This is a genomic window from Curtobacterium sp. PhB130 (genome assembly GCF_003755165.1).
Taxonomy (GTDB): domain Bacteria; phylum Actinomycetota; class Actinomycetes; order Actinomycetales; family Microbacteriaceae; genus Curtobacterium.
In genome coordinates this window covers 284953-309409 of record NZ_RKII01000007.1, presented here as the reverse complement: position 1 = coordinate 309409, position 24457 = coordinate 284953, and the positions used below count along the sequence as shown (strand labels likewise).

Sequence of the window (24457 nt, the reverse complement as noted above, 5' to 3'; positions counted from 1 at the left end):
ACGACGGGCGGGCGACCCACGTCGTCCGCCCTCGGCGTATCCGGTCACGACGGATCCCTGTGTTTTCGGGGTGGCGGCGGGTAATCTCAGCGCTGTCGCACCGCGACGCGCCGCGCAGGGTCGCCTCTCATCGCGAGCGGTGGTTCCGATCGCGAGACTCCGCGGCGCGGGTGTCCTCCGTCTCCAGGGAAACGGCGGAGGGCACCCACCACACACCGCGTCTAGCGGAACAGCCGCTCGCCGATGTAGGAGCCCTTCCGCGGCGCCGGCGGGATCGCGAACACCCCGGACCCGATGTGCGCGATGTACTCGTTGAGCCGGTCCACGGCACCGAGCCGGCGCTGGATGCGGGTGAAGTGCTCGGGGTCGTTGACGTACGCGGCGAAGAGCAGGCCGGCGTCGAGCTGCCCGTACTGGTTCAGCCCGTCCGTGTAGTTGTACGGCCGCCGCAGGATCTTCACGCCGCCGTTGTTCTCGTGCGCGGCGAGCGCGATGTGCGACGTCGGGTCGATCGCCGTGCGGTCCGACGACCCGTCGCCGGTCGACTTCGCCGTGAAGTCCGGCGTCGTGTGCTCGGTGCCGCCGGAGAGCGGCGCGCCCTCGATCTTCGTCCGCCCGAACACCCGCTGCTGGTCGCTGACGACGTCGGCGTCCCAGATCTCGATGTTCATCTGGACCTTCCGGACGACCTGGTAGGTCCCCCCGGCCATCCACCCGGCGTCGTCGCCGAGCCAGACGAACCGGTCGTACTCCTCGTCCGTGGTGACGTTCCTGGTGCCGTCCTTGAAGCCCATCAGGTTCCGCGGCGTGGTCTGCGACGGCCCGGCGGACGCGCGGCCGAAGCCGAGCACCGTCCACCGCACGGTCGCGGTGCCGCGGGCGATCCGCGCGAGGTCGCGGACCGCGTGGTACGCCACCTGCGGGTCGTCGGCGCAGGCCTGCAGCGACAGGTCGCCGCCGCTCAGCTCGTCCTGCAGCCGGTCGCTCGGAAGCGTCGGGATGGCTGCGAGCGACGCGGGGCGCTTGTCGGCGAGACCGAACCGCTCGTCGAAGATCCCCGGGCCGAGTCCGACCGTCACGGTGAGCGACGCGGGCCCGAGGTCGAGCGCCTCCCCCGTGTCGGCACCGACGCCGTCGCCGTGCGCAGGCTCGACGGAGCCGACGGTCTTGCCCGCCTGCAGCTGCGCGATCGACGCGGACCACCGGGCCAGCAGGACCTGCAGGTCCGTGGCGACGGACGACGACATGTCGAACGTCATGAAGACGCAGTACCGCTGCGGAGTGGTGCGGATCCCGCCCTGCGGCTGCCCGGCGGCGGTCGCGTAGAACGGGTGGCTCTGCGACAGGTCGATCGACTCGTCGCCGTTGGTCGCCGCCGCGAGCGGGTTGACGCCGGTCGCGGCGGTCGCCCCCGCGATGCCCGCCGCCGCGCCGACGCCGGCACCCGCCGCGACGAGCCCCGCGCCAGCGCCGATCCCGGCGCCGATCCCGGCGCCGAACAGCCCGCGCCGGGAGACGGCGCGGGCTGCCTGCTCACGGTCGTCCGTCACGCGGTGGCGACCTTCTCGGCCAGACGGGACAGCGGGTCCTGCAGGGCCTGGACCTGCTGCGAGATCTCGTTCGCGTGCGCCGACTTCGTCGCATCCGTCCAGCTGTCGAACCCGCCGAGGTCGTCGGCGTTGCGGAAGCCGTCCATCAGCGTGTTCGTCGCGTCGAACTGCGCGGCGATCTGCTTCGTCAGCGTCGGGTCGAGCTTGGTCAGGCCCGGCTTGAGGTACGCGAAGGCCTGGCGGGCACCCTCGACGTTCGCGGCGAGGTCGACGAGGTCGATGTGGCTGTACGCCTCTTCCTCACCGGTGATCTTGTTCGACTGGACCTCCTCGAGGAGCCCGGCTGCACCGTTCGCCAGGTCCTCGGGCTTGTAGTCCAGGGTCGGCACGAGCTTCGCGAGGAGCTCGACGTTCCCCGTCAGGTCCTTCGCGTACTGCTTCGTGCCGTCGCTGATCGCACCGGTCTGGAACAGGTCGCGCTCGACGGCGTGGAAACCGCTCCAGCCGACGGCGTCGTCGAGGTTCGACGCGCGCATGTCGATCAGGTAGTCGAGGTTGCCGGCGTTGTCGGTGGCCTTGTAGCCCTGCTTGACGAAGCCGTCGACGTCGCTCTCGACGTGCTCGTAGTACGGCCGGGCGTCGGCGTAGTCCTTCTTCGCGGCGTCGAGGTCACCCGCGTCGATGTCCGTCTGCAGCTGCTTGACCGCGGTCACCATGTCGCTGACCTGCGCGTCGACGTACTTCGAGTACCCGGTCGCGCCGGACTTCAGGAGCGTCGCAGCGCTGCTGTTCGCGGTCGAGGCGACCTTGCCGGTGACGGTGAAGTCGGTCAGTTCCGTCTCGGCACCGGGGCAGTACACCTGGTACTTGCCGCCGCCGAGGGTGCTCGTGAAGGAGACCGCGTCGAGCCCCGGCGCGAGGTTCTCCTTCTCACCGAAGATCCGCTGGTCCTGCAGCAGCTCGACCTCGGTGATCGCGGTCGACGATTCGTTCTTCACCGTGAAGGTGACGGGACCGGCCGGCACCTTCGTGGTGGACACGGCGCACTTGTCGGAGCCGTCGTTCGTCAGCGTGATCGAGACGCGGGACACCTTGCCCGAGTCGGTCGCGTCGTCCGTCGCGGACGACGAGGTCGCGGCGCAGCCGGTGAGGGCGAGCGCGGTCACGACGCCGAGCGCGCCGAGGGTGATGAGGGGTCGTGCGGTCTGCTTACCGAACGGCATGGGCGGAACTCCTTGTCGGGTTCCCGGCGGGCGGGCCGCGGGAGGGGACGGGTGCGGGGTCGTGGGACGCGGGTGCCGCCAGGCGGCGACGGTCGCGGAGGGCGAGTGCGAGCTGTGCGAGGGCGGCGCCGGCGAGCGCGATCGGCAGCCAGGCCTTCCAGAGCGCGAGTTCGGCGGAGCGGGTCCGGTCGGCCGCGACGGCCGTGGCGGTCGCCTGCACGCGGGTGGCCGGCACCGCGAACACGCTGCGGTCGATCGTCGTGGTCCGAGCGGACGGGAGGCCCCCACCGCTCAGCGTCAGCACGGAACGTTGCGAGCTGGTCGCGTCCAGGACACCCCCGGCGACGCTCCAGAGGGTGGTCGTCTCCGAGACGGCCCACTTCGCCTCGAACGGGCCGGGGTTCGTCGACGGGGAGATGCCGACGGGGATGCGACCGAACAACCCGACGAGGTCGTCGAGCGTCAGGCTCGCCGGTTCGCCGTCGGTGGTCGGGTCGGTGCGGGACCGCCAGCGGTCGGCCGTCACGCCGGCGCGGGTCACGGTGCGGTGCGACGACGCCGGGAAGTCCACCCGGGTCTGTCGGCCGTTGCCCGTGCTGCGGAGGATCGCCGTGTCGCCGTGGACCTCGGCGGACACGCGTGTCTGGTCACCGGTCGTGGTGACCGTGCCCGGAACGTGCACGCCACCGCCCGGGACCGCGATCGCGAGCGCGACGGCGGCGACCGCGAGGGTGGCCGCGACCGCGGTGCGGACCGCGGGGACGCGTGCCGTCGTCGGGCGCCATGCCCGCGGCCAGAGCGAGAGCGCCAGGACCGGCACGACGTAGAGCAGCCAGCCGAGGACCTCGATGACGCGGGGGTCCGGCGGGATGCCGAGGACGCCCGTGATCAGGGCCCCCTGCACCGAACCGTTCGGGGCGAGCCAGCTCAGGTCCACCGTGCGCTGCTGGCCGATGACGATCCAGCCGGCCTCGTGCGCGCGTCGGAGCACCGTGAGGACGAGCCCCGCGGCGACGAACACCAGGAAGACGCCGGTGCCGGTGAAGAACTTCGACAGGTTCAGCCGGACACCGCCGGTGTAGATGCCGTACCCGATCACCACGGCGCCCGCGATGCCGATCACGGCGCCGAGCGCGGCGAGACCGGTGTCGCTCGACGCCTGGAACGTGGCGAGGAGGAAGACCGCGGTCTCGAAGCCCTCCTTGAGCACGGCGAGGAAGGCCATGCCGGCGAGCGCCCAGGCGGTGCCGCGGCCGAGCGCCTCGGTCGCGCTCGCCTCGAGCTCGGTGCTGAGGGTGCGCGCGTGCGTGCGCATCCAGATGATCATCCCCGTCACGAAGACGACGGCCACGATGCCGATGACCGCCTCCATGCCCTCCTGCTGCGCCTGCGGCAGGGCCTGCTCGACGAGCTGCAGGCCGAAGCCGACGCCGACGCTGAGCAGGACCGCGACGCCGACCCCGAACCACATCGGTGCCAGGGGCACGCGGTTGCGTCGGAGGAACGCCGCGATGATGCCGACGATGAGCGTGGCTTCGAGACCTTCGCGGAGGCCGATGACGAGGGTGGCAAGCATGACGAAGGCAAGGCTAGCCTTACCTTGGTCTCGCCGTCGACCCGGTGGGCGTGGGGTTTGATGGTTCTCATGAACCTGCTCTCGGTCGACGGACTCGCCGCCGTCACGAACGTGCTCGACCTCGCCGGGGTCTTCGCGTCCGCGCTCCTCGGCGGCGCCGTCGCCCGAGCGATGGACTTCGACCTGTTCGGGTTCCTCGTCGTCGGGTTCGTCTCCGGGCTCGGCGGCGGGATGCTCCGCGACGTGCTGCTGCAGAACGGGCCGCCCGTCGCCCTCACCGATCCCCTCTACGTGCCCGTCGCCGTCGCCGGTGCGCTCATCGCCTTCTTCGTGTCGTTCTCCGAACGCGGGTGGGACCGGCTGTTCACGTTCCTCGACGCCGCCGTCATCGGGTTCTGGGCGGTGGTCGGCGTGCAGCGGACCTTCGACGCCGGGCTCGAGTGGCCGGCAGCGGTCATCATGGGGACGATCACGGCCGTCGGCGGCGGTGTGGGCCGTGACCTCCTGCTCCGCCGCGTCCCCGCCGTGTTCGGCGGCAACGCGCTCTACGCGTCCGTGGCCGTCGCCGCCTCCGTGGTGATGGTCGTCGCGTCGGCGCTCGGCTCCCCGACGATCGGGATCGTCGCCGCGGTCGTGCTGTCGCTCCTGCTCCGCTGGGGTGCGGTCCGCTGGGGCTGGGGGCTGCCGAACGGGCGCGACTGGCAGCCGCAGTCGACGCTCGCCTCGCTGCTCCGCCGGGGTCGGCGGCGCGGGCGTCCGCGGAACCGTGCGCTGCGGCCGGGTGCGGTGCGGCTGCTCCGGCGGCCGGGTCGGCGTCAGGGAGCCGGGAGCGTGCACACGGACGACGAAGACCGGTGAGCACCGTGTCCGCACCGCGATCCGGGCTGTCCTCGCCGCGCTGCCCGGCGTAGCATCGACACCGCCGGGTATCGGAGCCCGGCACCCTCATCCCGGGATCCGCCCGTCCGGCGGGGACCATCGTCAGGAACCGACGCGACCCGAACGCGGCGGTCCCGACCCGGTCACCATCGTGACGGCGTCGAACGGGATGTGCAGCCATGGGGGCTCGACCGCACCGCGCGTGATCAGACGCACGGCGCGGCAGGTCCGCCGTGTCCGCGCGGAGTGACCAGAATGACCCCATGAGCGACGCCGCCGACCACGACGACCGCCCGAGCACCGGTACCAGCAGCTCCGCCAGGACCCCTCGGGCGGAGGTCCGCGAGCGCCTGCTGATCGCCGGCGCCGAGGTGTTCGCCGAGCACGGCGTGCACGAGGCCCGGCTCGACGACGTCGCAGCGCGCGCCGGGTTCAGCAAGGGCGCCGTCTACTCGAACTTCTCCTCCAAGGAGGACCTCGTCGCGCAGGTGATGCAGCGCGGGACGAACCTGGTGCTCGGATCGCTGCAGGACCTCGTCAGCGCGGACGTCACGACGCACGACATCGCCGAGATCGTCCGTACCGCGTTCGGGATGCACGACCAGCGCGCCCAGTTCGCGCTGCTGTCGGAGTTCCGCGGGTTCGCGATCCGGCACCCCGACTTCATGCCCGAGTTCATCCGGCAGCGCCGCGTGCTGCAGGACGGCGTCGAGCGACTCGTCCGGCTCTGGTTCGGCGCGCACCCCGAGGTCGACGCCGGGATGCCGCTCGACCTCTTCGCGACCGCGCTGATCGGGGCGAACGTCGGCATCGTGTTCGACTCCCCCGCGCTCGACGGCGTGGACCCCGGCGAGGTCATCGCCGCCCTCGTCGAGGCCGTCATCCGCCGCCGCTGACGCGGGCCGGGCGGGCACCTCACGCCGGGCGGCGTCGCCGTCCCTCGTGGGACCACGCGGAGGACGGCGTCAGGCTCGGCGGGAGGAGCCGTGCACGCACCCGCCCCGCGAACGAGACGGACGCGTCGAGGGTGACCCGGGCCTCCCGGAGGACCGTGACCAGCCGAGCGCCGTCGACGGAACCGACCGGTGCGTAGCGTTCCCGGTCGACCGCGTCCACGACCTCGTCGAGTGCCCCGACCACCGACGGCGGCACGACGTCGCGGAGCCGCCCGAGCACCGCCCGCGCGGTGCGCGCGACCGCGGCCGAGTCGCCCGGCGGGGCGAGCCCCGGCGCGTACCCGTGGTCGGCGACGTCGTCGAGGAGCTCCCGCCACGCGGTGACCGCCGGCGAGCGTCCCGCGCCGATCGCGGTGAGCCGGGAGCGTCGGCGGACCCCGCGGACGAACGCGGGTGCGACCAGCACGGCGGCCGCGATGAGGATGCCGAGGGCGAGCCCCAGCGGCCCGCTCCCACCGCCGTTGCCGCCACCGGCGGCACCGGCCTCGGCCGATGCGCTCGGGGTGGGGCTGGCCGACGAGGACGGGTCGGTGGTCTCGTTCGGCGCCGGCAGCGGCGTCTCGGGTGCGGCCGCCGACGGCGACGCGGACGGCTCGGTGCTGGGGACCGCCGCCGAGTCGGAGTCGGGCGTCGGCTCGAAGGCGACCCAGCCGGCGCCCTTGATGTACAGCTCCGGCCAGGAGTGCAGCTGTCGGTTCGAGACCGAGTACTCGCCGTCCTCCGCGGTGCCGCCGGCGCGGTAGCCGACGGCGATGCGGGAGGGGATGCCGAGGGTCCTGGCCATCACGGCCATGGCGGAGGAGAAGTGCACGCAGTAGCCCTCGCGGACCTGCAGGAACTTCGCGACGACGTCCATGCTGTCGCCGTCGTAGCCCTGTTCGACGGGCGCGGTCTCGGAGTAGGTGAAGAGGTCGCTCCGGAACCACTGCTCGAGTGCACGCGCTTCCTCGTAGTCGCTCGAGGCGCTGCCCGCGACCCGGGCGGCGGTGTTCCTGATGCTCTTCGGGAGGTCCTTCGGCAGTGCGGTGTCGGTGCGGAGCTCGGCGCTGGACGGTGTCGGGTAGCCCTGCCCGTCGAAGCGTGCGAGCCGGCCGGAGGCGTCCACGGCGTCGAGGTAGGCGTTCGCGAAGGTCGAGGCGCCGTAGACCTCGTACGTGGCACCGCGTCGGGTCGCCGGGCCCGTGGAGCGCACGGTGTTCGAGTTGCCCATCCAGCGCCACTGGTCGAGCTCGAGGTTCGTCGACTTCGACTCGATCGACACCGCACCGGAGGGCACCGGCAGGTAGTTGCTGGAGAGCCCGGTGATCCGCACCGTCACGTCGCCGCGGCTGGCGAGCCGCGGGTTCACGCCGACCGCCCACTGCTGCTGGTCGGCCGTCGGGGCGTCGCTGACGTCGGTGACGGTCGGCACCCAGTCGCCCGTGCCGAAGTCGTCGAGGTCGGCGAGCTTGAGGTACTCCGGCTGCCCGTCGGACGTGCGGTACCGGAAGACCTCGAGCTCGTTGGGCCGGCGGAGGTCCTGCCCGAGGTTGAGGAGCGTGCCGGGGCGGCCGGGCAGGATCGGCGACTGGATCGCTCCCGTCACCCCCGACAGCCAGCTCGCGTTCAACGGCACGACGGACGGGAGCCCGACCGCGACGACCAGTGCGATCGCGCCGACGACGGTCGCCGGCAGGGCGCGCTGCACCGGCCGGACCGAGAGCCACAGGATCGCGAGGAAGGCCAGACCGGTCGCGATCACCAGCCCGGTGCCGGCCGGGGTGCCGGTGACGACGCCGGGGACGATGAGGATCACGAGCGCCGGCGCTGCCGCGAGCGCGGCGGCCGGCGCGACGGTGGCCAGGAAGAGCGACGCCGCGGCGACCCAGGCGATCGCGACCGTCACGACGAGGCGGATCGGGTCGGTCTGCGGCAGCGGAGCGGGGTTCAGCCGGATCGCGGCGATGGTCTGCCCGAGCGCACCGTCGCCGTCGATCCACCCGAGCGGCTGGATGTCGTTGACGAGCGCGGCGGCGCACGAGCAGGCGATCAGCGCAGCCACGAGGGCGATGAACCGGACGCCGGGTGCACGGCGGCGGACGCTGAGCACGACCGCGACGAGGACCACGGTGATGACGAGGGCGGAGGTCCACCAGGCGATGCCCTGGACGAGTGGTCGGAACGCGAGCGCCGCGATCAGCACCGGGACCGGCGCGAGTGCGACGACCCAGGTCGAGGGTGCCGGGCGGTCGTCCTCGCGCTCGAGGATCGCGCGGACGTCGGCCCGCTGGCCGGAGGGTCGGGTGTCCTGCGGACGTGCCGTGGTCATCGGGTCGTCCCCGATCCGGCGACCGGGATCACGAGCGTGCGCCACCCGCCGCGGTCCAGGATCCCCCGGACCACCGGGTCCGGGGGCACGATCGTCGCCAGGATCCCGCGGCTCGACCCGCTCGTCGCGGAGACGAGCTCGGCGGCTTGCTCGGCGGTGCAGTGCCCGGTGACCACCGCGGTCATCCCGTGCACGTCACGGCCGCGGACGTCGGGCAGCACGTCGGTCACCGCGCGGGCGTCGCTCCGGACGTGCACGTCGGCGAGCCCGACCAGCACGTCGGTGAGCCCGCCGGCATCGCCCGTGTGCCGGGAGTCGCCACCCCGGTCGTCGGTGACGAGCACGACGCGGGACGTCCGGGCGGCCAGCGCCCGGGCGATGCTCGCAGCGACGACCACGGCGTGCTCGAAGGCCGCGTCGCCGCCGAGGTCGGACAGCTCAGCGAGGTCGTCGCGCCCGAGCTGCTGGTACGACTCGCGGCGGAGGTCGAGCGCGATCACGGCCTCCGGCGGCTGGGCCTGGGTGGTCTGGCGGACGTGGAGCTCCCCGCGGCGGGCGCTCTGCGCCCAGTGCACGCGGCGGATCGGGTCACCCGGTCGGTACGGGCGGAGTTCGCTGTCGTCGGCGGAGCCGCCCTGGCCGACACGGCCCTCGTCCGCGGAGACCGCTCCGGCGAGTGCGCCGGTGTCCATCGCGGACAGCGCAGTCGACGCCGGGACGACCACCACCTCTTCCGGGGCGACCACCGGTCGGTCGATGCGGAGCAGGCCGAAGGGGTCCTCCACACGGATCGTCACCGGGCCGACCGTCGTCCGGCCGCGGTGCATCGCGAGCGCCTCGACCTCGAAGGTCGCCGGCGGCACGTTCGGGCCGACCTGCACGTACGCCTCGGCGTCGGACACGCTGGCGAAGGCGTCCTCGAGCTGCTCACGGACGAGCAGCGTCGAGCGCGGACCGATGGCCACCGTCGATCCGCGCAGTGTGATCCGCTCGCGGTACACCTCCCCCACCTGGACCATCGCCCGCGGCGCCACCCGGGTCCCCCGGAGCGGCGCGGCGACGAGGAACGCCATCGCGATCCCGAGCACGACGAGCACCAGGAGCAGGAGCCCGGCGGACACCGCGACGCTCGTGGTCGCGACCAGCCCGCCACCGACCAGGCCGATCCCCACCGCGATGACGGTCCACCCGCGGGCGGTCGGCAGCGGGAACGGGGTGCGCCGGAGCATCGCCGCGCCGCGTCGGGTCCACCGCGCGACCACCGACCGTGCGGCACCGGCACGACGGAGCAGCGGAGCGGACACCGGCGACTGCGACATCAGGACCGGGACATCAGGAGCGGACGGGCGCCGCGGTGAACGGCACGGAGGTCTCCGCGACGACCCGCACGACGATCTCCCGCGCGGTGTCCTCAGTGGAGCCGCCGAGGCCGCGCGCCACGGGGACGAGTCGGTGGGCGAGGACGATCGGCGCGAGCTCCGCGACGTCGTCCGGGGTGACGAACGGCCGGCCCTGCAGTGCGGCGTGGGCGCGGGCGGCCTGCGCGAGGTGCAGGGTCGCGCGCGGGCTGGCACCGAGCACCAGGTCCGGGTGGGTGCGGGTGGCCCGGACGATGGCGATGACGTACGCCTCGACGTCGGGCGCGATGTGGACCTGGTGGACCGCGTCGACCATCGCGCGGAGCGTCGCCACGTCGACGATGGGGCGCACCGACTCCAGCGGGTCGCGGCCGCCGCGGGCGGTGAGCATCCGCCGCTCGGCCTCGACGCTGGGGTACCCCATCGCGATGCGGGCCATGAACCGGTCCCGCTGGGCTTCGGGCAGCGGGTACGTGCCCTCCATGTCCACCGGGTTCTGCGTCGCGACGATCATGAACGGCGACTCGAGCGGCCGGGTCACGCCGTCGACGGTGACCTGCGACTCGGCCATCGCCTCGAGCAGCGCCGACTGCGTCTTCGGGCTGGTGCGGTTGATCTCGTCGCCGATGACGACGTTCGCGAACACCGGGCCGGGCGAGAAGCGGAAGGTCCCGGAGGACTGGTCGAAGATGTTCACCCCGGTGACGTCGGACGGCAGCATGTCCGAGGTGAACTGGATCCGGTTCACCGACCCGCCGACCGAGGCACCGAGCGCCTTGGCGAGCACGGTCTTGCCGACGCCGGGGACGTCCTCGACGAGCAGGTGCCCCTCGGCGAGCATCACCGTCAGGGCCGTGCGGATGGCGTCGGTCTTGCCGTCCACCACCGTCGCGACGGCGGACATGATCGCCGCGCCGGCGTCACGCACCCGGTCGATGGGGAAGGCGAGGTCGGGGGCTTCCGGCACGCAGGTCTCCTCGTGTTGGGATGTCCGCGCATGCTACATCGGGCCGGTGACAGCGAGCGGAGGATGTGTCACCGACCAGCGGCAGGCGGATGGCCGGTCGGGGCGACGGGCGCCGAGTGCGCAGCAGTGGTGCCGGAGCGGGCGCTGGGCCACATCGTCTGCGCGCTCGACAGCGCGCCCGCGCCCGCACCCCTGCACCGCAGGTCAGACCCGCTCGTACTCCAGCCGCTCGACCGCGGTCGCCAGCTCGTCGAGCTCCGGGACACCGTGCGCCTCGGCGAGCGCCGCCTCGAGCGCGCGGGCGTGGATCGGCGCGGCCTCGTCGAAGAGCACCGAGCCGGCGTGGGTCAGCTCCGTGTAGAGCCCGCGACGGTCGTCGGCGCAGAGGACCCGGGTCAGCAGTGCCCGCTCCTCGAGCCGGTTCACGAGCCGCGTCGTCGCGCTCGGGCTGAGTGCCGCCGCACGGGCGAGCTGCTGCATCCGCATGTGGAAGCCGTCCTGGCGCCGGAGGGCATCGAGCACGGTGAACTCGACGACCGACAGGTCGACCGCACGCAGGGCCCGCTCGAGGTGCGCTTCGATCAGGCCGTGCAGCGCCCCGAGGGTGCGCCAGCCGTGTGCTCGGACGGCGACGGAGGTGTCGTCGACGCTCATGGTTCCTCCCGAAAGTAGTTGCAGGCGCGCACTGTCCGCTTGCGCACACACCTAGCGTGTGCAACTATTTGTCCCGCGTCTGCAACTACCAGCGTACGCGGCACACCCGCCGCGGACAACAGGCGCCGGGAACAGAGAGGGACCACGCATGCCAGCGGGACTCATCGCGCTCGCCCTCGGCGGGTTCGGCATCGGACTCACCGAGTTCGTCATCACCGGACTGCTGCCCGAGGTCGCGGCGGACTTCGGCGTCAGCGAGACCACCGCGGGATGGCTCGTCACCGGGTACGCCCTCGCCGTGGTGGTCGGCGCACTCGGACTCACCGCCGCCACCACGCGACTCCCCCGGAAGCCGGTGCTCGTCGGGCTCCTCGTGCTCTTCATCGTCGGCAACACCCTCTCCGCGATCGCCCCCGAGTACGGCGTCATGATGCTCGGCCGCGTGATCGCCGCCCTCTGCCACGGCGCGTTCTTCGGCATCGGCTCCGTGGTCGCGTCGAACATGGTCGCGCGGGAGAAGCGTGCGTCGGCCGTCGCCCTGATGTTCACCGGCCTGACCGCATCCAACGTCCTCGGCGTCCCCTTCGGCACGTTCCTCGGCCAGGCGCTCGGCTGGCGTGCGACGTTCTGGGCCATCGCCGCCATCGGCGTCGTCGCCCTCGTCGGGGTCGCACTGCTCGTCCCCGCCGTCCGGCAGGACACCGCCCCGTCCCTGATCCGGGAGCTCGGCGCGTTCCGCTCCGGACAGGTGTGGCTCTCGCTCGGCGTCACGGTGCTCGGCTACGGCGGCATGTTCGGCGCGTTCACCTACATCGCGTACACGCTGACCGCCGTGTCCGGATTCGCCTCAGCCGCCGTCCCGTGGCTCCTCGTCGTGTTCGGCCTCGGCCTCTTCGTCGGCAACTGGGCCGGCGGACGCCTCGCCGCGAAGTCCATCGACCGCACGCTCGTCGTCGTCCTCGCAGCGCTCACCGTGGTGCTCGGCCTCTTCGCCGTCGTCGCGTCGAACCCCGTGCTCACCGTGATCGCCCTCGTCCTCATGGGGGCGTTCGGCTTCGCCACCGTGCCGGCGCTCCAGACCCGCGTGATGCACTACGCCGACCACGCACCGACCCTCGCGAGCGGCGCCAACATCGCCGCCTTCAACCTCGGCAACGCGTTCGGCGCGTGGATCGGCGGCCTCACGATCGCCGCCGGCCTCGGCTACACGTCGCCGATCTGGGCCGGAGCCGCGATCACGCTCGCCGGGCTCGTGCTGGTGACGATCGCGGCGACAGCTGCGCGCCGCAGCCGCGCCCACCGGCCGGCGGCCACGGCGACGACCGGGAGCATCGCGACCGCCGGGTGAGTGGCGACCAGGCGACGGACTGGAGGCTCGGTGCGGTTCCTGCACCGAGCCTCCAGTCCGTCTTCTGCCCACCTGCAGCGGATCGGACTACTGTCCACGTCAGGTGACCCCAGACCCCTGGCCGCTGGTACGAACGCTCGTCCGAAGCCGACCGGAAGCAGTCATGCAATCACCACGCACCGCACCGCGTGCCGTCACGGGGTCCAGCCGATGAGTCTCCACGACGGGATCCTCTGGACCGAGGTCGACGACAGCCACTGGCAGGGCTCCTCCGGGCTCGACCTGGTCGGTGAGGTCTCGTGGGACGACGGGTACGCCGTGCGGTCCTCCGACGGCGAGGTGAGCGGGCAGCACCGGACGCTCGACAGCGCGAAGGCGCAGCTCGAGGGCTGGATGCGGTGGCTCGACTCCACCGGCGCCGTCTGACCGCTTCCGGGGTCAACTCCGCTCCCGGGAACGACGAAGCCCCTCGGTCGTTGACCAGAGGGGCTTCGTACTTGGCTTCGTGCGGGTAGTTAACGAGTGCCTTCGATCGCTGTGTCTGCGGGACTTTTCCGCCCTGCTTGAGGATCCCTAGCACAGCCTTGCTTGCACTTCTGGCACAGCAGGCCCATCAGAACCGACGAGCAGCCAGCAGCCAGCTGTCGTCGAATGGCCCGGCGTCCTGCAGAATCGGGGGGTGACCGACGGCGAAAAAGAGCAGTTCCCGGTGGCGAGCTTCGGGGGCCGAGCGAAGTGGGTCGAGCCGAATGAGCTTAGGGCGTACCTGGTCAGGCTCGATGCGATGCGGGCTTCCGCCGATGACCGCGTGGACCAGGCCGACGCATTCCGGAAGCGACTCGGCAGTAGGTACGCGGATGGCTTCCGATCCTTGGAGCGGATGCTCGAGGAGGCGATGGATGCCGCTGATTGGGCGTCTTCGACCATGGATCGCCTGCATGCAGATGCTGGTGACGGCCAATACGAGCAGTACTACGCGGTGATCAAAGGGTTGTGCGCTCGGGGGTTGAAAACGTTCGCGGAGGTGCTGTGGCTGCTCAAGGGGGGCTACCCGGATGGGGCGACAGCGCGCGTTCGGACGCTCCATGAGATCGCGGTGACCATCACCGTGATCGCCGTGTTCGGCGGACCCGGTTGTCAGCATCCGGAGCTTGTCGATCGCTTCATCACGCACCGCGAGGCGATGGTACCGAGGTTTGCACGCTCGCTCGTTGCGTCGGGGATGCGCGAAGCTACCGACTTCCTTGACGAGGAAACGCTGGTGGGATTGGAGGCGCGTCGGCAAAAGCTGGCGGAGCAGTACGGGAAGGATTTTGTTCAGCCGAACGGTTGGGCAGCACCGCTCTTCAAGCCGAAGACGCGCTTCACGATGAGCGCGCTGATGAAGCTCGTGGCTCCGACGTTCGAGTTCTACTACTCGATGGCGAGCCATCCAGTGCATGCGGATTCGGACGGATGGCGCAGCGCGATCGTGCGTGATGGCGATGACGTCATCCTCTCCGCGGGCATGACGAACCTCGGGCTTGGCCTCCCCGCGGAGGTTGGATCCCTTTTGCTGCTGCGCGTACTCGACGCAACTGTCCCGTCGCGCGTCGTGACCGGTCAGAGTGTTGACAGGTCCGGTGCCCTCTTACTCGCAGGCGTAGAGCATTTCCGCGACATCGGTATGCAGGCGATCGAGACCGCGGAGGAGGCGATTCTTGATGCGGAAGCAGCTCTCCGCCCACAATCAGCGAGGCCCAGATAAGGCATCGGCTGTCTCGCGATACCCTGCTACCGGGTCGGACTGGTCGCAGTGCAGTGCCGGGTCTCCGATCAACACGGGAAGCTAGCGAGGCAGACGCGATGACGCAGTGGATACCGCGCGGCGAAGACGCAGCTGCGCGCGAGGTCCTCGTCGGTGGTGTTCCGTCCTACATGAGACCAGCTATCTTGGACTTCCTGAAGCCGCATTTTGCCAGGGCATCTCGGACGACGGGCGCTTGGTACTTTCAGCGCGATTCGCTGACGATGTTCGACCTCGTTGCGCGCCTCCGACCGTCGTACGTCGATAGGCTCGACGGCTCATCCTGGCCGGGGTTCTTCAGCCGTCTGCCGGAGGAGGAACTTCTCGACGTCGCCGACTGGGTCGTGCATCAGAACAACCGCACAGTTGCCCAGAGTCTCGACCGCATTCTCGAAGCAGCGGGCTCAGCGTGGACGATCGGGAAGCGAAACGGTAACGATGGACTCGTTCGACGCATGCCCGAGAGCGTGCAGGTGGCTGTCGACGCTGCTATCTCGCGCAGCTCATCGGGGAGGCTGCTCGGCGAGGCGTGGGCTGCTGCATACGGCCGGGTGCCCGATCCCGAGGAAGCGTACGAGAAAGCCGTCAAGGCGGTTGAAGAAGCAGCCGCGCCCGTGGTGAGCCCGAAGAACTCGTTGACGACGCTCGGCACCATCATCCGAGACATGAAGGCACAGCAAGATTGGGCGATCGACCTCCCGGGTCGTGCGACAGACGTCGCGATCCCCTTGGCCGAAGCGCTTTGGAGCGGGCAGGAGTCCCGGCATGGTGGGAACGGGTACCGCAGGCCTACCCAAGGCGAGGCGGAAACGGCCGTGATCCTCTCGGTGACGCTCGTGCAGCTCTTCTCCAGCGGATCGGTTCGTCGTCGCGGGTAATCTGGCGATCACCTCCTCAACCAGACGCGCCGGCCCAGCAGCGGCAAGATGGAACCTGTGAGTGGGAAATCGGCCAAAGCCAAGAGGAAGTCCGTGGTGGAGACCGCTGAGCAGCGGCGTGAGTTGGACGCGGTGATGCTCCGCGACGACGTGTCGTGGTGGACCTCGCTGGTGACATCGGCGGTCGGCACGGACTGGGAACCGACGATTGGGCTGTCGATCCTCCCGCAAGTGGCACGTATCCTCCACGAGGGGCTGGACCAGCTGAAGCGCGTTAACCCCGAAGCCGTCGAGCGCGTAACGGCAGGCTGGGACGTGGACATCGCCACAGCTCGACACACAGTGAAGCTCCTCGATGACGACAAGAAATCTGTGGACTCCGTGCTCGACCAGTTCGCATCGATCGCCGCCGACCACACCGCGGCGTTCTCGTCGCTGAACGACTTCGCGTTGCTGGAAAGCGACGGACGTGCGCTCGCCTCCACCCGATTGGCGTCCTATCAGGCGGCGGCGAGCCCCAACGACCGGTGGACCGCTGACGAGGACTCACGGTCATTCAACCTGGGGCAGACGATAGGGCAGCGCATCGTTGAGCTTCAACGCGCCTTCGGCATGGGCGATCCCGTCATTCGTCAGGTCACGCTGCCAGCGGTTGCTGCGCCTCGCCTCGTTGACACGACAGCGGTCCTGTTCGACGCGACCTCCTACGGCGACTTCGGAACCCCGTCCGTGAAGGACCTTCTGCTGATGGTGGAGTGCTCGGTGAACGCGGCACTGTGGGTGTTCGCCCCCTCGGCCACCACGCACCGGTCGAGTCTGTTCCGCGCCAGGTTCGTCGTGGCTACGCACGCACTGAGTGCGCTCACGCAGATCCTCGAACGTTTCGGCGGGGACGACGGCTCAACTTCCCAGCAGCAGGTACAAGCAGTCGTTCGGTCCGAGCAGGCCACCCAGGTCCTCCACATGCGCGCCCTGCGCAACCGGTCGATGCACTACGGCGTGCCGAAGACGCTGACCGGACTCGCCGCAGGAAAGCCCGCGTACGGCCTCGTGGAAGCTACGACCTCGGATGCCTCGAGGTACACAGAGGTCGAAGCAGATGTCGTGGAGCTACTGACGACTCTATCGGACGCGCTTCGAGCATGGCGGCGCAACTGAATGGGATGATGACCCAACGAAGCCTGCGGGCGCACACCCCGGCCAACACAGTTGCGATGGGCCATCTCGGCGTTGCCGCACGAGCGACGTCAGCGGCGGTCCCGAACAACTATGGTTCGGCATAGAATCCGCTGGTGCTGCTCGACTCCGCATCCATCCACGAAGTCGTTGAGAGCGCTGTGAATGCGATGCTCGCTATCAGCCCCGAGGACGCGATGTTTGTCAGGTCGTGGTGGCCGCACTCAGCTTGCGATGTCGCGGCAACCGTGATCAGTCAACTTCTGCTTGATTGTGGAGATGACTCGTGGCGTTTAGCGATCGACCCTTGAGAATCTCCTCAAAAAGGTCTAAGACGGCGTCGCAATCGGCAGATCGTTAAGGTCCCTCTACAGAGAGATCGACACTTCGAACAGGATACGCCCGAACTCCTTGGGCGCCGGAGAATGGCCGCATTCGAAACAGTTACTCCATCTGCTGAACGCGAACCTCCGGCGCGACGCCAGTTCGGCCCCGTCGGGATCAGGCCCGCAAGGATCAGAGATACTGGTCCGCCTGCAGCGCGTACAGTTCCGCGTACCGCCCGTTCCCGACCATAAGCTCCTCATGAGTCCCCACTTCCACGATACGACCTTCATGCAGGACGATAATCTTGTCGGCGGCCCGAGCAGTCGACAAACGATGGGAGACGAAAACCGTAATCCCCCCATTCATTTCCCGCTGAACCTTGGAGGCTGACAGCAGGTTAACAAACATTTCGTCCTCTGCCTCGGGGTCAAGCGCGCTACCCGGCTCATCGAGAACCAGCAGCAAAGGCGACGACCGCATTAACGCTCGCGCCAGTGCCAGCCGCTGAATTTGCCCTCCCGAAAGGTCAACGCCGTGGCTAAAGTCAGCACCCAACTGGGTATTCACACCGCCGCGCAATCTACTAACGAAACCGTCCGCACCAGCCCTCCGAAGCGCTATCGCCACTTGACATGAGTCGGTCAATCGATCGACGTCGCCAATGCCCACAGCCTCACGCACCCTGAGTCGAAATTCCGCGGGAGCCTGTAGGACAAGAGATACTTTTGCGCGCCAACTGCCGTAGTCGATGTCAGCGATATTGATACCATCAACGGAAAGCTCGCCATTGCTCGGCTCATGGAGCCGCATGAGCAATGCCGCGAGCGTGCTCTTACCTGATCCGTTCTCGCCCACAAGAGCAACGGCGCTACCGGCAGGAAGCAACAGATCCAAATTGGACAGCGCCTCTCGGTCAGCGGCGGGGTATGCGAAACCTACGTCGTTCAGTCGTATACCCTCGTTGACTCTAGATGGGGCTACGGTACCTCCCCGCGCGCGCTTACTCGCGTAATCGCGCAACCAACCCAATTGGCCGTAGTACCCGACCGAGGACTCAATCCCGAGCACTCCGCGTGCGAGCCCGTTCGTCACTGAGTCAACCTGAGCGCCTAGCAAAACCAGCATGATCACGTCGCCGGAAGTCGCCTGTCCCTTTATCGCCCGACCAGTGATCCAGCACAGCGCTAGCGCGTAAAAAACCCCGTACAATAGCCGTGCGAATATCTGCATCCAGCTACCACGCTTCGCCGCCCGCCAGCGCGGGCCGTTCATGAGCTGATAGAGTAACCGCGTTTTGCGAAGAAGCAACGGGCCAAGGCCGAAGCACCGAATCTCCATACCGGCTTCCTTAGAAGTCGCAATGTCGGTGACCCTGTTAATCAAACGGCTCTGAGTGGACGTCTGAAGGACAGCATCGTGGAACGCCTGCTCTGCGCGCTGCGCCGCCCATATCCGCAGAAATCCAACAAAAGGAAGAACTAGAAGCAAGGGGTGCACTTCCCCCAGAAGAAAGACGACAGTTGTGCTCGTGGCGACCGTACCGATCATTGCTATCGCCGTTTGGAATCCAGCAGCAGATTGCGAGACCCGTTCCTCAAGGAACGCTACGATGCTTGCGACCCTCGGGTCCAATGTGAAATCTATTGAAGGTATAGTCGAAGTGACCTGAAGCAGCGCTCGTCGCGTGTGCCCACCGAGCTTATCACTTTGAATATCGGACAACCCCATTTGAAGGCCCGACCCCAATACGAACACAGCGACTGCCGCCAACAGCACACCCACGCCAGTCCCGGCATCGGAGCGGTCAGTGAGGCTGTCAACGACTAACTTTGTTCCTTTACTCATGAGCGGGGTTGCGATTGCAACGGACAGCACCAGCCCGATCACAACACAGAAAAGCACGGGCCCCGCGCTGAAAGCCGTGCCTATCATCAACCGTAGGCCACGGATTGTCATGACTTCCCCTCACGAGCGAAACGGTTGGCCTGCAGGCGATAGAGCTTCGCGTACTCGCCATCGGCAACCATCAGCTCGTCATGTGACCCGTCCTCGGTGATTCGCCCTTGGTCAAGGACGAGGATGCGGTCAACTGCTCTCACGACCGACAGTCGATGAGAGATCGTCAGCGACGTGACCCCCTGGGTCAGGCCAACGTACTCCTCGATGAGGTGAGCTTCGCTCCTGGGATCCAGAGCAGACGCCGGCTCATCGAGCACTAGCATCCGCGCACCGCTACTTACCGCCACCAAGGCGCGTGCCAGAGCCAGGCGCTGCCATTGCCCACCAGAAAGATCGACGCCGCCGGGCACGGAACTATCGAGAACCGTTTCCCATCCGTGTGGCAGGCCGGCGATGAACCCTTCGACGCCGGCCCGGCGCGCAACTTTCTCCAGCTCAGCGTCCGAAATGTTCTGCGACTCAAGCAAAACGTTTTCCCGCGCAGAGAGGGGGAACCGCGTGAATCGCTGAACAATCGGAGCTACTCGGCGTTGCCAATCTCGGAGTTCTTCCATAGGCAAAATCGCAAGATCCACGCCATCGATCAAGATGCGGCCCCCTGTCGGCGAATACACGCCCGTTAGCAACTTCGTCAGCGTCGACTTACCGGCGCCGTTTACTCCAACTATCGCCACCGACTCGCCGCTCCGAACGACTAGATCGAGCCCCTGCAGCACGGGCAGCGACGCATTTGGATAGCGGAATTCAACGTTTTCGAAACGAACTTCGGGCGGCGCGGCCAGCTGTGACCGAGACCCACCAGCCGAGACGATCCCCGCGCGCTCCCCCACCGTAGCTGGCAGCCGCTGGATCGCTCGCAGTGAGCCCAAGCCGACCTGGACTCGAGATGCCCACGAGCCATTCTGGGTTGCTCCGAGGCGGATCACCGCAGCGAGTGTGGTGGCAGCTGCGCTCAGGGCCACCGAACCAGACTGAACCGATTGACAAACCAGAACGAGCACCGAGCAGAACGCCGCAACTTGGGCCAAAAGAAGTAAACTCGAGAGGAGGAGTGCTCGACCCCTCGATCGGATCACGGGCCGCATGGCTTCAGTCCATTCGTGAGTAAACCGCTCCAGCAGCCAATTTCCTAACCCGAACACCCGAACCTCTTCAACAGCACCAGTCATTCCTAGATTGAAGACGTGGTCGGCGCGGCGCAGGCCCTCCGTGCCTTCGTGCCAAACAACATGCTGTCTGTACGCGACACGACCCGTTTGTAATTCAATCAGGGCCGAAATCAAAAGCAATCCAGCCGCCGCCCACCACGAAAACGAGATGCCAATTAGCACCGCTGCGCCAACGGCGGTAAGCCTGCCAGCCAGAAGCGGAACGACGGCAAACGTGCCTATCCACACGCCGCGGTCGCTGCTCCGCGCTTCCCTTACAAGATCAATCACTTCTGAATCTTCGAGGTGGACTGTCTTTGCAGGTGCCAGGATCGGCTCGGCTACCCGGGTACCGAGATCTTCGTCAGACGCAAAGGCCATCCTGCGCGTCGCCAAATCCTGCGCCACAGGGAGAACGCCACTCACCATTACCGCCAACGCGAGCAAGATAACAGTAACGACCAGCTCATTCGCATGTCCGCCAGCTAACACCCGGGGCAAAGCTCCAATAATCTGCCCCGTCAAATAAACCTGCGTCATTTGGGTGATCGCTATGAGCGCTGCAATCGTAATCACGAGCAGTGTGGGACCGAAGGCGACTCGAATTAGATAACGCATCAAAGCTAGCACCGTAATCCCACCATCCTAGCTCGACGCATCTGACGCACCAGCACCTGACGCACCAGCAGCTCGCGCCCGCGCAGCCTCTTTGCTACCACCCTGCTTACGCTACCCCAAGATCGCTTCATCGAACAGCTCCAAGTTGCGCGACCAGCTCGACTATGGCCGCACCTTTCTGAAGAGCAGGCCTTGCCCCTGTAGCGTATCTGCCGTATAACCAAGATATGATTGCGTACGAGGACGTACAGGCGATGCTTACGAGTGCGCTCCCCGGTGAACGTGTGGAGACTCTGCACCTGTTACCTGGAGGACTCGCGACCGACGCCTATCATGTCCGAACGACCGACTGCGATATCGTCGTAAAAGTATTCAGGAAGGCGGATCCTCGAGCTGAGCTGGAATGGGCACGGCTTGAGTTCGCGCAACGAATAAACCTGCCAATCCCGAAACCGATAGCGCTCGACTTGCAGGGTTCATGGTTTGGTTCTCCGGCGCTCGTGATGTCATGCCTCGACGGCAAAGTTGAGCTAAACCCTCCCCACCTTGATACCTGGCTCGACGAGGTCGCAAATACCCTCGCCGAGGTCCATCGCACTGACATCGCTGGTGCCGGACCCGTAACGCTTTCATCGCGTGGGGTCGGACACTGGAGCTTACTGCCGTTAGAACGTTCAGGGTTGGTTGGTCGCGCAACCGCAGCGCTCGAACGTACGACGATTGATGGCGCCGAAGACCTCGTACTCATGCACGGCGATTTTCACCCAGGAAACGTGCTTTGGAAGGATGGCGTCGTTTCTGCCGTCGTCGACTGGAGTGCGTCGCGCGTAGGCCCCCGATGGTTCGAGGTAGCTTATAGCCGAGCCGACATTGCATTGCTATTCGGTCTGGGCGCGGCGCGGAGATTTACAAATGCATACGTGGCGAAGGTCGGGTGCATCCCTGTACATCTTGCTGCCTATGATTTGATGTGCGGGCTCGTCGCGCAGCATTTTTCCAGCCGATGGCTGGGCGCGTTCCGCGATCAGGGTTGCCGGTCGAACGAAGAGAAATTCGCTGAACGGGCGAAGTCATTCCTACTACAGGCACTCGATCAGCTGGATACCTGATGTGATGTAATACGGGATTCATTCATCCTTCATCGAACCTCCGAATAAGATCGACGCTACGGTCCCTGAACTCATCCAAACGGCCCGTCGGTATCCGCGCATGCTTGACGTACCCCAGGAAGTGCAGATATTTTGCAGCCCGCCTGTGCAATGCGCGGCGAACCCTTTGAGGGTTTGCTTGTTCGTACTTCCCCACGAACTCGAACATCCTCTCGAACTGATCCAAAATGTCCATGTGCTGAGGACCTGGAGTAGTGATGATGCTGCCGGCCCGGCAGCGTCGATAGTTCAAACACACAAAGTCCAGGAGGCCCACGGCGTCTGCCACGAGGAAAGCGGCCACGGACCACGGCTGGTCTTCATAAGCACCGGGCAGGAACTGCAAGCCCTTGTCTAGCACCATGTCGCGACTGTATGCCTTATCCCAAGCCATCAACGGAAGCGTTTCAAGCAACTCCGGTTCCGCACGAACGTCAATGATATCCCGATCACGAATCTCTGCCGGGAACGACTTTGCCTTATTGATACCACACGGCCGCGCATGCCTGAATCTATACATAAGCATGTCGGGGCGGCCCAAAGCCTCAATGCGATCTGCAATGGCCGTCAGTGCCCCCGGCACTAGCGCATCGTCGCCGTCTAGAAAAATCACGTAGCGGCCCGTTGCTTCCGCGATTCCGACATTCCTTGCGTTACTCAACCCTCCGTTGCGGCGAAGGTGTATTGGCCGAACTCGTCCATCTACGGAAGCAAACGAGTCAATGATCGACCCAGACTCATCCGGAGACCCATCGTTTACGGCAAGCACCTCCAGCTCGTCAAAGCCCTGACCCAAAACCGACTCCAAGCACTCGCGAAGGTAACTATCGACCTGGTATGCCGGCACAACAACGGAAAAGAACGGCTCAGCTTTCACGATAGATTCGATTCCTCGAGCAGCTTAAGGCGTTCTCGCCAAGCATGCGTGTAGCGACCGAGAGTTCCAAGGTCCCAGTAGCGGCTCCCGCTGCTAACCTCAAGAACAGTGCGCCCGCGGGCCCGGTAGGCCTCAAGTATTTCCAGGATGTTCTCGAACTTCACATTTGCCTCGAACGCATCCTCGAGCACCCTTGCGGGGATGGCATACCGCCCAACGAATCGGTGGGTTGGGAGGACGCCGTCGGCAGGCCCGACCGGATTAATTTCGCTCAATTCAACGATCCTTTTAGATCGCAAGCAGCCGTCGTACGCTGCGATCACCGGGCACGCGCGCCCGCGCGAGGTCTCAGCGATCGTCCGTGTGAGTGCCGGATCGATCAGTTCATCGCAATGCGCAATGACCACACTTTCCGCTGCATAACCCCACGGCAAGTCCTTCAACGAGGCCGATAGGTCGGAAAGTCCAGAATCGTGCAAGGAGACCGTAATTCCCCAGGTCTTATTAGCGGCCTCCAAGTGGTCACCCACGAGCCGAGACTGTGCAGTGCCCGTCAGAACTACCACATGCTCGCACCCGGCTTCCGCAAGTTCCGTCAGAATCGCGTCGACGATTGGCGCATCACCCCACGGTAACAGTGACTTCGGTACTACTCGGGCAAGATCTCCCATCCGGGAAGACGCTCCGCCGGCAAGGACGACAGCGTCAAAAGGGACACTATCGCGTCGGCTAAGCGACGCGGCTTTCCTGACTGTTGCGTTGATGTTTTCGCCTCTCGTTGCGCAAGCATGTATTTCAAACGTTTGAGGGCTGTCGGTAACGAGCGCACCTGGACTCAACAGACTCGTTGACTACTACGCTTCTCTCCAACGGTCCTCCAACCACGCCACTATCATTCGGTTCGCGATGGAACTGGGAGGCGGTATGACTACAGTTCCCGATGCTAGATCGCTCGTGAGCTGACCTCGACTGAACCACCGTGCTCGCTGAATCTCAGCTCCGTCCACCCGAAAATCTCCGGAAGCTGCTCGCGCAAAATACGCGAGCATGAGCGACCGCGGGAAGGGCCACGGTTGACTCCCGAAGTACCGGACGTCATGCAACTGCAACCCGACCTCTTCGGCGGCCTCACGGTGCAACGCCTGTTCAGCCGACTCCCCTGCATCAACGAAGCCGGCGAACACGGACAGTCTTGTACCCCACCCATGTTCACCGCCGAGCAGAAGTCGATCATCGCCGTCCACGATTGCGACGATCACCGCCGGGTCGGTTCGGGGAAAATGGAGTTCACCGCACTCCGCGCACCGGCGTGCCCAGCCCGCCATGAACACAGACGTCGGCCCGCCGCAGTTACTGCAGTAACGCCCCTGGGAATGCCAACGGAGTAGGGAGATGGCCCGGGAAAGACATGATCTATCTTCCGGGCCGAACCGATCGAGCGCCTCACGCACTGGGATCGATTCGCCATCAATGGCCAATCTCGACGCGAAGGTGGGTCGGGTGCCAACCACCCCGAGCAAGTATTGCGATTGTTCGTCCCACTCGCCAGAAACAGGTCGCATGGCCAATGTTCCAGTTTCGGTGACCGAAACGTTATCGCCCTCATCTATCAGTAAAAGGCGTGTCTGGGGTCTGCTCCAGAGTTCGGTCGCCCGCCGGGCTTCCTTGGACCAGCCGCTTGAATCCGCCCATACCGACCAATCGCTGTACATCAGTCGCAC

Annotated in this window: 21 protein-coding genes; 9 read left to right on the top strand and 12 right to left on the bottom strand. The window is 66.9% G+C overall.

The window, feature by feature from the left end; translation table 11 throughout:
* Window positions 1–221 precede the first annotated feature (221 nt).
* Genes EDF24_RS07285 through efeU form a run of 3 tightly spaced genes read right to left on the bottom strand, consistent with a single transcriptional unit; the run spans window position 222 to window position 4349 of the window.
* A complete protein-coding gene (locus EDF24_RS07285) occupies window positions 222–1550 on the bottom strand; it encodes a Dyp-type peroxidase (RefSeq protein ID WP_221181354.1) in 1329 nt (442 codons plus the stop codon).
* Entirely contained in the window at window positions 1547–2773 is a 1227-nt protein-coding gene (gene efeO, locus EDF24_RS07280; RefSeq protein ID WP_123701910.1) for an iron uptake system protein EfeO, read from the bottom strand. The genes EDF24_RS07285 and efeO overlap by 4 nt, the downstream gene beginning before the upstream one ends.
* Window positions 2760–4349, bottom strand: coding sequence for an iron uptake transporter permease EfeU (gene efeU, locus EDF24_RS07275; protein ID WP_123701907.1), 1590 nt, complete (start codon window positions 4347–4349; stop codon window positions 2760–2762). The genes efeO and efeU overlap by 14 nt, the downstream gene beginning before the upstream one ends.
* A 69-nt stretch (window positions 4350–4418) precedes the next feature.
* Between efeU and EDF24_RS07270 the strand changes: the two genes are divergently transcribed.
* Together EDF24_RS07270 and EDF24_RS19115 are read left to right on the top strand one after the other, a co-directional pair.
* Window positions 4419–5207: a trimeric intracellular cation channel family protein gene (locus tag EDF24_RS07270; RefSeq protein WP_123701906.1), complete on the top strand. Its 789-nt coding sequence runs from the start codon at window positions 4419–4421 to the stop codon at window positions 5205–5207.
* A 284-nt stretch (window positions 5208–5491) separates the two neighbouring features.
* Window positions 5492–6124, top strand: coding sequence for a TetR/AcrR family transcriptional regulator (locus tag EDF24_RS19115; protein ID WP_185021594.1), 633 nt, complete (start codon window positions 5492–5494; stop codon window positions 6122–6124).
* A gap of 19 nt (window positions 6125–6143) precedes the next feature.
* Here the strand turns inward: EDF24_RS19115 and EDF24_RS07260 are convergent, their stop codons facing one another.
* The 4 genes from EDF24_RS07260 to EDF24_RS07245 form a co-directional block, all read right to left on the bottom strand.
* Complete coding sequence (locus EDF24_RS07260; protein WP_123655742.1) at window positions 6144–8492, bottom strand: DUF3488 and transglutaminase-like domain-containing protein; 2349 nt, start codon at window positions 8490–8492, stop codon at window positions 6144–6146.
* Window positions 8489–9796, bottom strand: a complete 1308-nt coding sequence (locus EDF24_RS07255; RefSeq protein WP_132048123.1) for a DUF58 domain-containing protein — start codon at window positions 9794–9796, stop codon at window positions 8489–8491. Before EDF24_RS07255 ends, EDF24_RS07260 begins: the two co-directional genes overlap by 4 nt.
* A gap of 28 nt (window positions 9797–9824) precedes the next feature.
* The gene (locus tag EDF24_RS07250; RefSeq protein WP_395867588.1) at window positions 9825–10817 is read right to left on the bottom strand and encodes a MoxR family ATPase; all 993 of its coding nucleotides are present in this window, start codon (window positions 10815–10817) and stop codon (window positions 9825–9827) included.
* A 204-nt stretch (window positions 10818–11021) separates the two neighbouring features.
* Window positions 11022–11471: a MarR family winged helix-turn-helix transcriptional regulator gene (locus EDF24_RS07245; RefSeq protein ID WP_123655744.1), complete on the bottom strand. Its 450-nt coding sequence runs from the start codon at window positions 11469–11471 to the stop codon at window positions 11022–11024.
* A gap of 148 nt (window positions 11472–11619) precedes the next feature.
* On the opposite strand from EDF24_RS07245, the gene EDF24_RS07240 reads away from it, so the two are divergent.
* From EDF24_RS07240 to EDF24_RS18875, 6 genes are all read left to right on the top strand, one after another.
* On the top strand, window positions 11620–12819 hold the full coding sequence (locus tag EDF24_RS07240) for an MFS transporter (RefSeq protein ID WP_123701900.1): 1200 nt from the start codon (window positions 11620–11622) through the stop codon (window positions 12817–12819).
* A gap of 210 nt (window positions 12820–13029) precedes the next feature.
* A complete protein-coding gene (locus EDF24_RS07235) occupies window positions 13030–13245 on the top strand; it encodes a hypothetical protein (protein ID WP_123701897.1) in 216 nt (71 codons plus the stop codon).
* 253 nt (window positions 13246–13498) lie between these two features.
* Window positions 13499–14566: a DUF5677 domain-containing protein gene (locus tag EDF24_RS07230; RefSeq protein WP_123701895.1), complete on the top strand. Its 1068-nt coding sequence runs from the start codon at window positions 13499–13501 to the stop codon at window positions 14564–14566.
* A gap of 98 nt (window positions 14567–14664) precedes the next feature.
* A complete protein-coding gene (locus tag EDF24_RS07225; RefSeq protein WP_123701893.1) occupies window positions 14665–15483 on the top strand; it encodes a hypothetical protein in 819 nt (272 codons plus the stop codon).
* Between the two features lie 96 nt (window positions 15484–15579).
* Entirely contained in the window at window positions 15580–16641 is a 1062-nt protein-coding gene (locus EDF24_RS07220) for a hypothetical protein (protein WP_148070845.1), read from the top strand.
* Window positions 16642–16775: 134 nt separating this feature from the next.
* Window positions 16776–16970 carry a hypothetical protein gene (locus tag EDF24_RS18875; RefSeq protein ID WP_148070843.1) on the top strand — a complete coding sequence of 65 codons (195 nt, stop codon included), beginning with the start codon at window positions 16776–16778 and terminating at the stop codon, window positions 16968–16970.
* A gap of 205 nt (window positions 16971–17175) precedes the next feature.
* Here the strand turns inward: EDF24_RS18875 and EDF24_RS07215 are convergent, their stop codons facing one another.
* A complete protein-coding gene (locus EDF24_RS07215) occupies window positions 17176–18942 on the bottom strand; it encodes an ABC transporter ATP-binding protein (protein WP_123701889.1) in 1767 nt (588 codons plus the stop codon).
* Entirely contained in the window at window positions 18939–20669 is a 1731-nt protein-coding gene (locus tag EDF24_RS07210; RefSeq protein ID WP_185021593.1) for an ABC transporter ATP-binding protein, read from the bottom strand. The genes EDF24_RS07215 and EDF24_RS07210 overlap by 4 nt, the downstream gene beginning before the upstream one ends.
* 269 nt (window positions 20670–20938) lie before the next feature.
* On the opposite strand from EDF24_RS07210, the gene EDF24_RS07205 reads away from it, so the two are divergent.
* On the top strand, window positions 20939–21820 hold the full coding sequence (locus tag EDF24_RS07205; RefSeq protein WP_123701885.1) for a phosphotransferase family protein: 882 nt from the start codon (window positions 20939–20941) through the stop codon (window positions 21818–21820).
* Between the two features lie 22 nt (window positions 21821–21842).
* Here the strand turns inward: EDF24_RS07205 and EDF24_RS07200 are convergent, their stop codons facing one another.
* Genes EDF24_RS07200 through nudC form a run of 3 tightly spaced genes read right to left on the bottom strand, consistent with a single transcriptional unit; the run spans window position 21843 to window position 24448 of the window.
* On the bottom strand, window positions 21843–22736 hold the full coding sequence (locus tag EDF24_RS07200) for a glycosyltransferase family 2 protein (RefSeq protein WP_185021592.1): 894 nt from the start codon (window positions 22734–22736) through the stop codon (window positions 21843–21845).
* Complete coding sequence (locus EDF24_RS07195; protein WP_260233379.1) at window positions 22733–23575, bottom strand: NTP transferase domain-containing protein; 843 nt, start codon at window positions 23573–23575, stop codon at window positions 22733–22735. Before EDF24_RS07195 ends, EDF24_RS07200 begins: the two co-directional genes overlap by 4 nt.
* 15 nt (window positions 23576–23590) lie before the next feature.
* Window positions 23591–24448, bottom strand: coding sequence for an NAD(+) diphosphatase (gene nudC / locus EDF24_RS19665; protein WP_123701874.1), 858 nt, complete (start codon window positions 24446–24448; stop codon window positions 23591–23593).
* Between the last annotated feature and the right edge of the window lie 9 nt (window positions 24449–24457).

Coding starts and splice junctions, on each gene's coding strand:
- EDF24_RS07235 (WP_123701897.1), top strand. CDS start 13,030: ATGAGTCTCCACGACGGGATCCTCTGGACCGAGGTCGACGACAGCCAC.
- efeU (WP_123701907.1), bottom strand. CDS start 4,349: ATGCTTGCCACCCTCGTCATCGGCCTCCGCGAAGGTCTCGAAGCCACG.
- nudC (WP_123701874.1), bottom strand. CDS start 24,448: ATGTACAGCGATTGGTCGGTATGGGCGGATTCAAGCGGCTGGTCCAAG.
- EDF24_RS07205 (WP_123701885.1), top strand. CDS start 20,939: ATGATTGCGTACGAGGACGTACAGGCGATGCTTACGAGTGCGCTCCCC.
- EDF24_RS07240 (WP_123701900.1), top strand. CDS start 11,620: ATGCCAGCGGGACTCATCGCGCTCGCCCTCGGCGGGTTCGGCATCGGA.
- EDF24_RS19115 (WP_185021594.1), top strand. CDS start 5,492: ATGAGCGACGCCGCCGACCACGACGACCGCCCGAGCACCGGTACCAGC.
- efeO (WP_123701910.1), bottom strand. CDS start 2,773: ATGCCGTTCGGTAAGCAGACCGCACGACCCCTCATCACCCTCGGCGCG.
- EDF24_RS07270 (WP_123701906.1), top strand. CDS start 4,419: ATGAACCTGCTCTCGGTCGACGGACTCGCCGCCGTCACGAACGTGCTC.
- EDF24_RS07215 (WP_123701889.1), bottom strand. CDS start 18,942: ATGACAATCCGTGGCCTACGGTTGATGATAGGCACGGCTTTCAGCGCG.
- EDF24_RS07225 (WP_123701893.1), top strand. CDS start 14,665: ATGACGCAGTGGATACCGCGCGGCGAAGACGCAGCTGCGCGCGAGGTC.
- EDF24_RS07245 (WP_123655744.1), bottom strand. CDS start 11,471: ATGAGCGTCGACGACACCTCCGTCGCCGTCCGAGCACACGGCTGGCGC.
- EDF24_RS07260 (WP_123655742.1), bottom strand. CDS start 8,492: ATGACCACGGCACGTCCGCAGGACACCCGACCCTCCGGCCAGCGGGCC.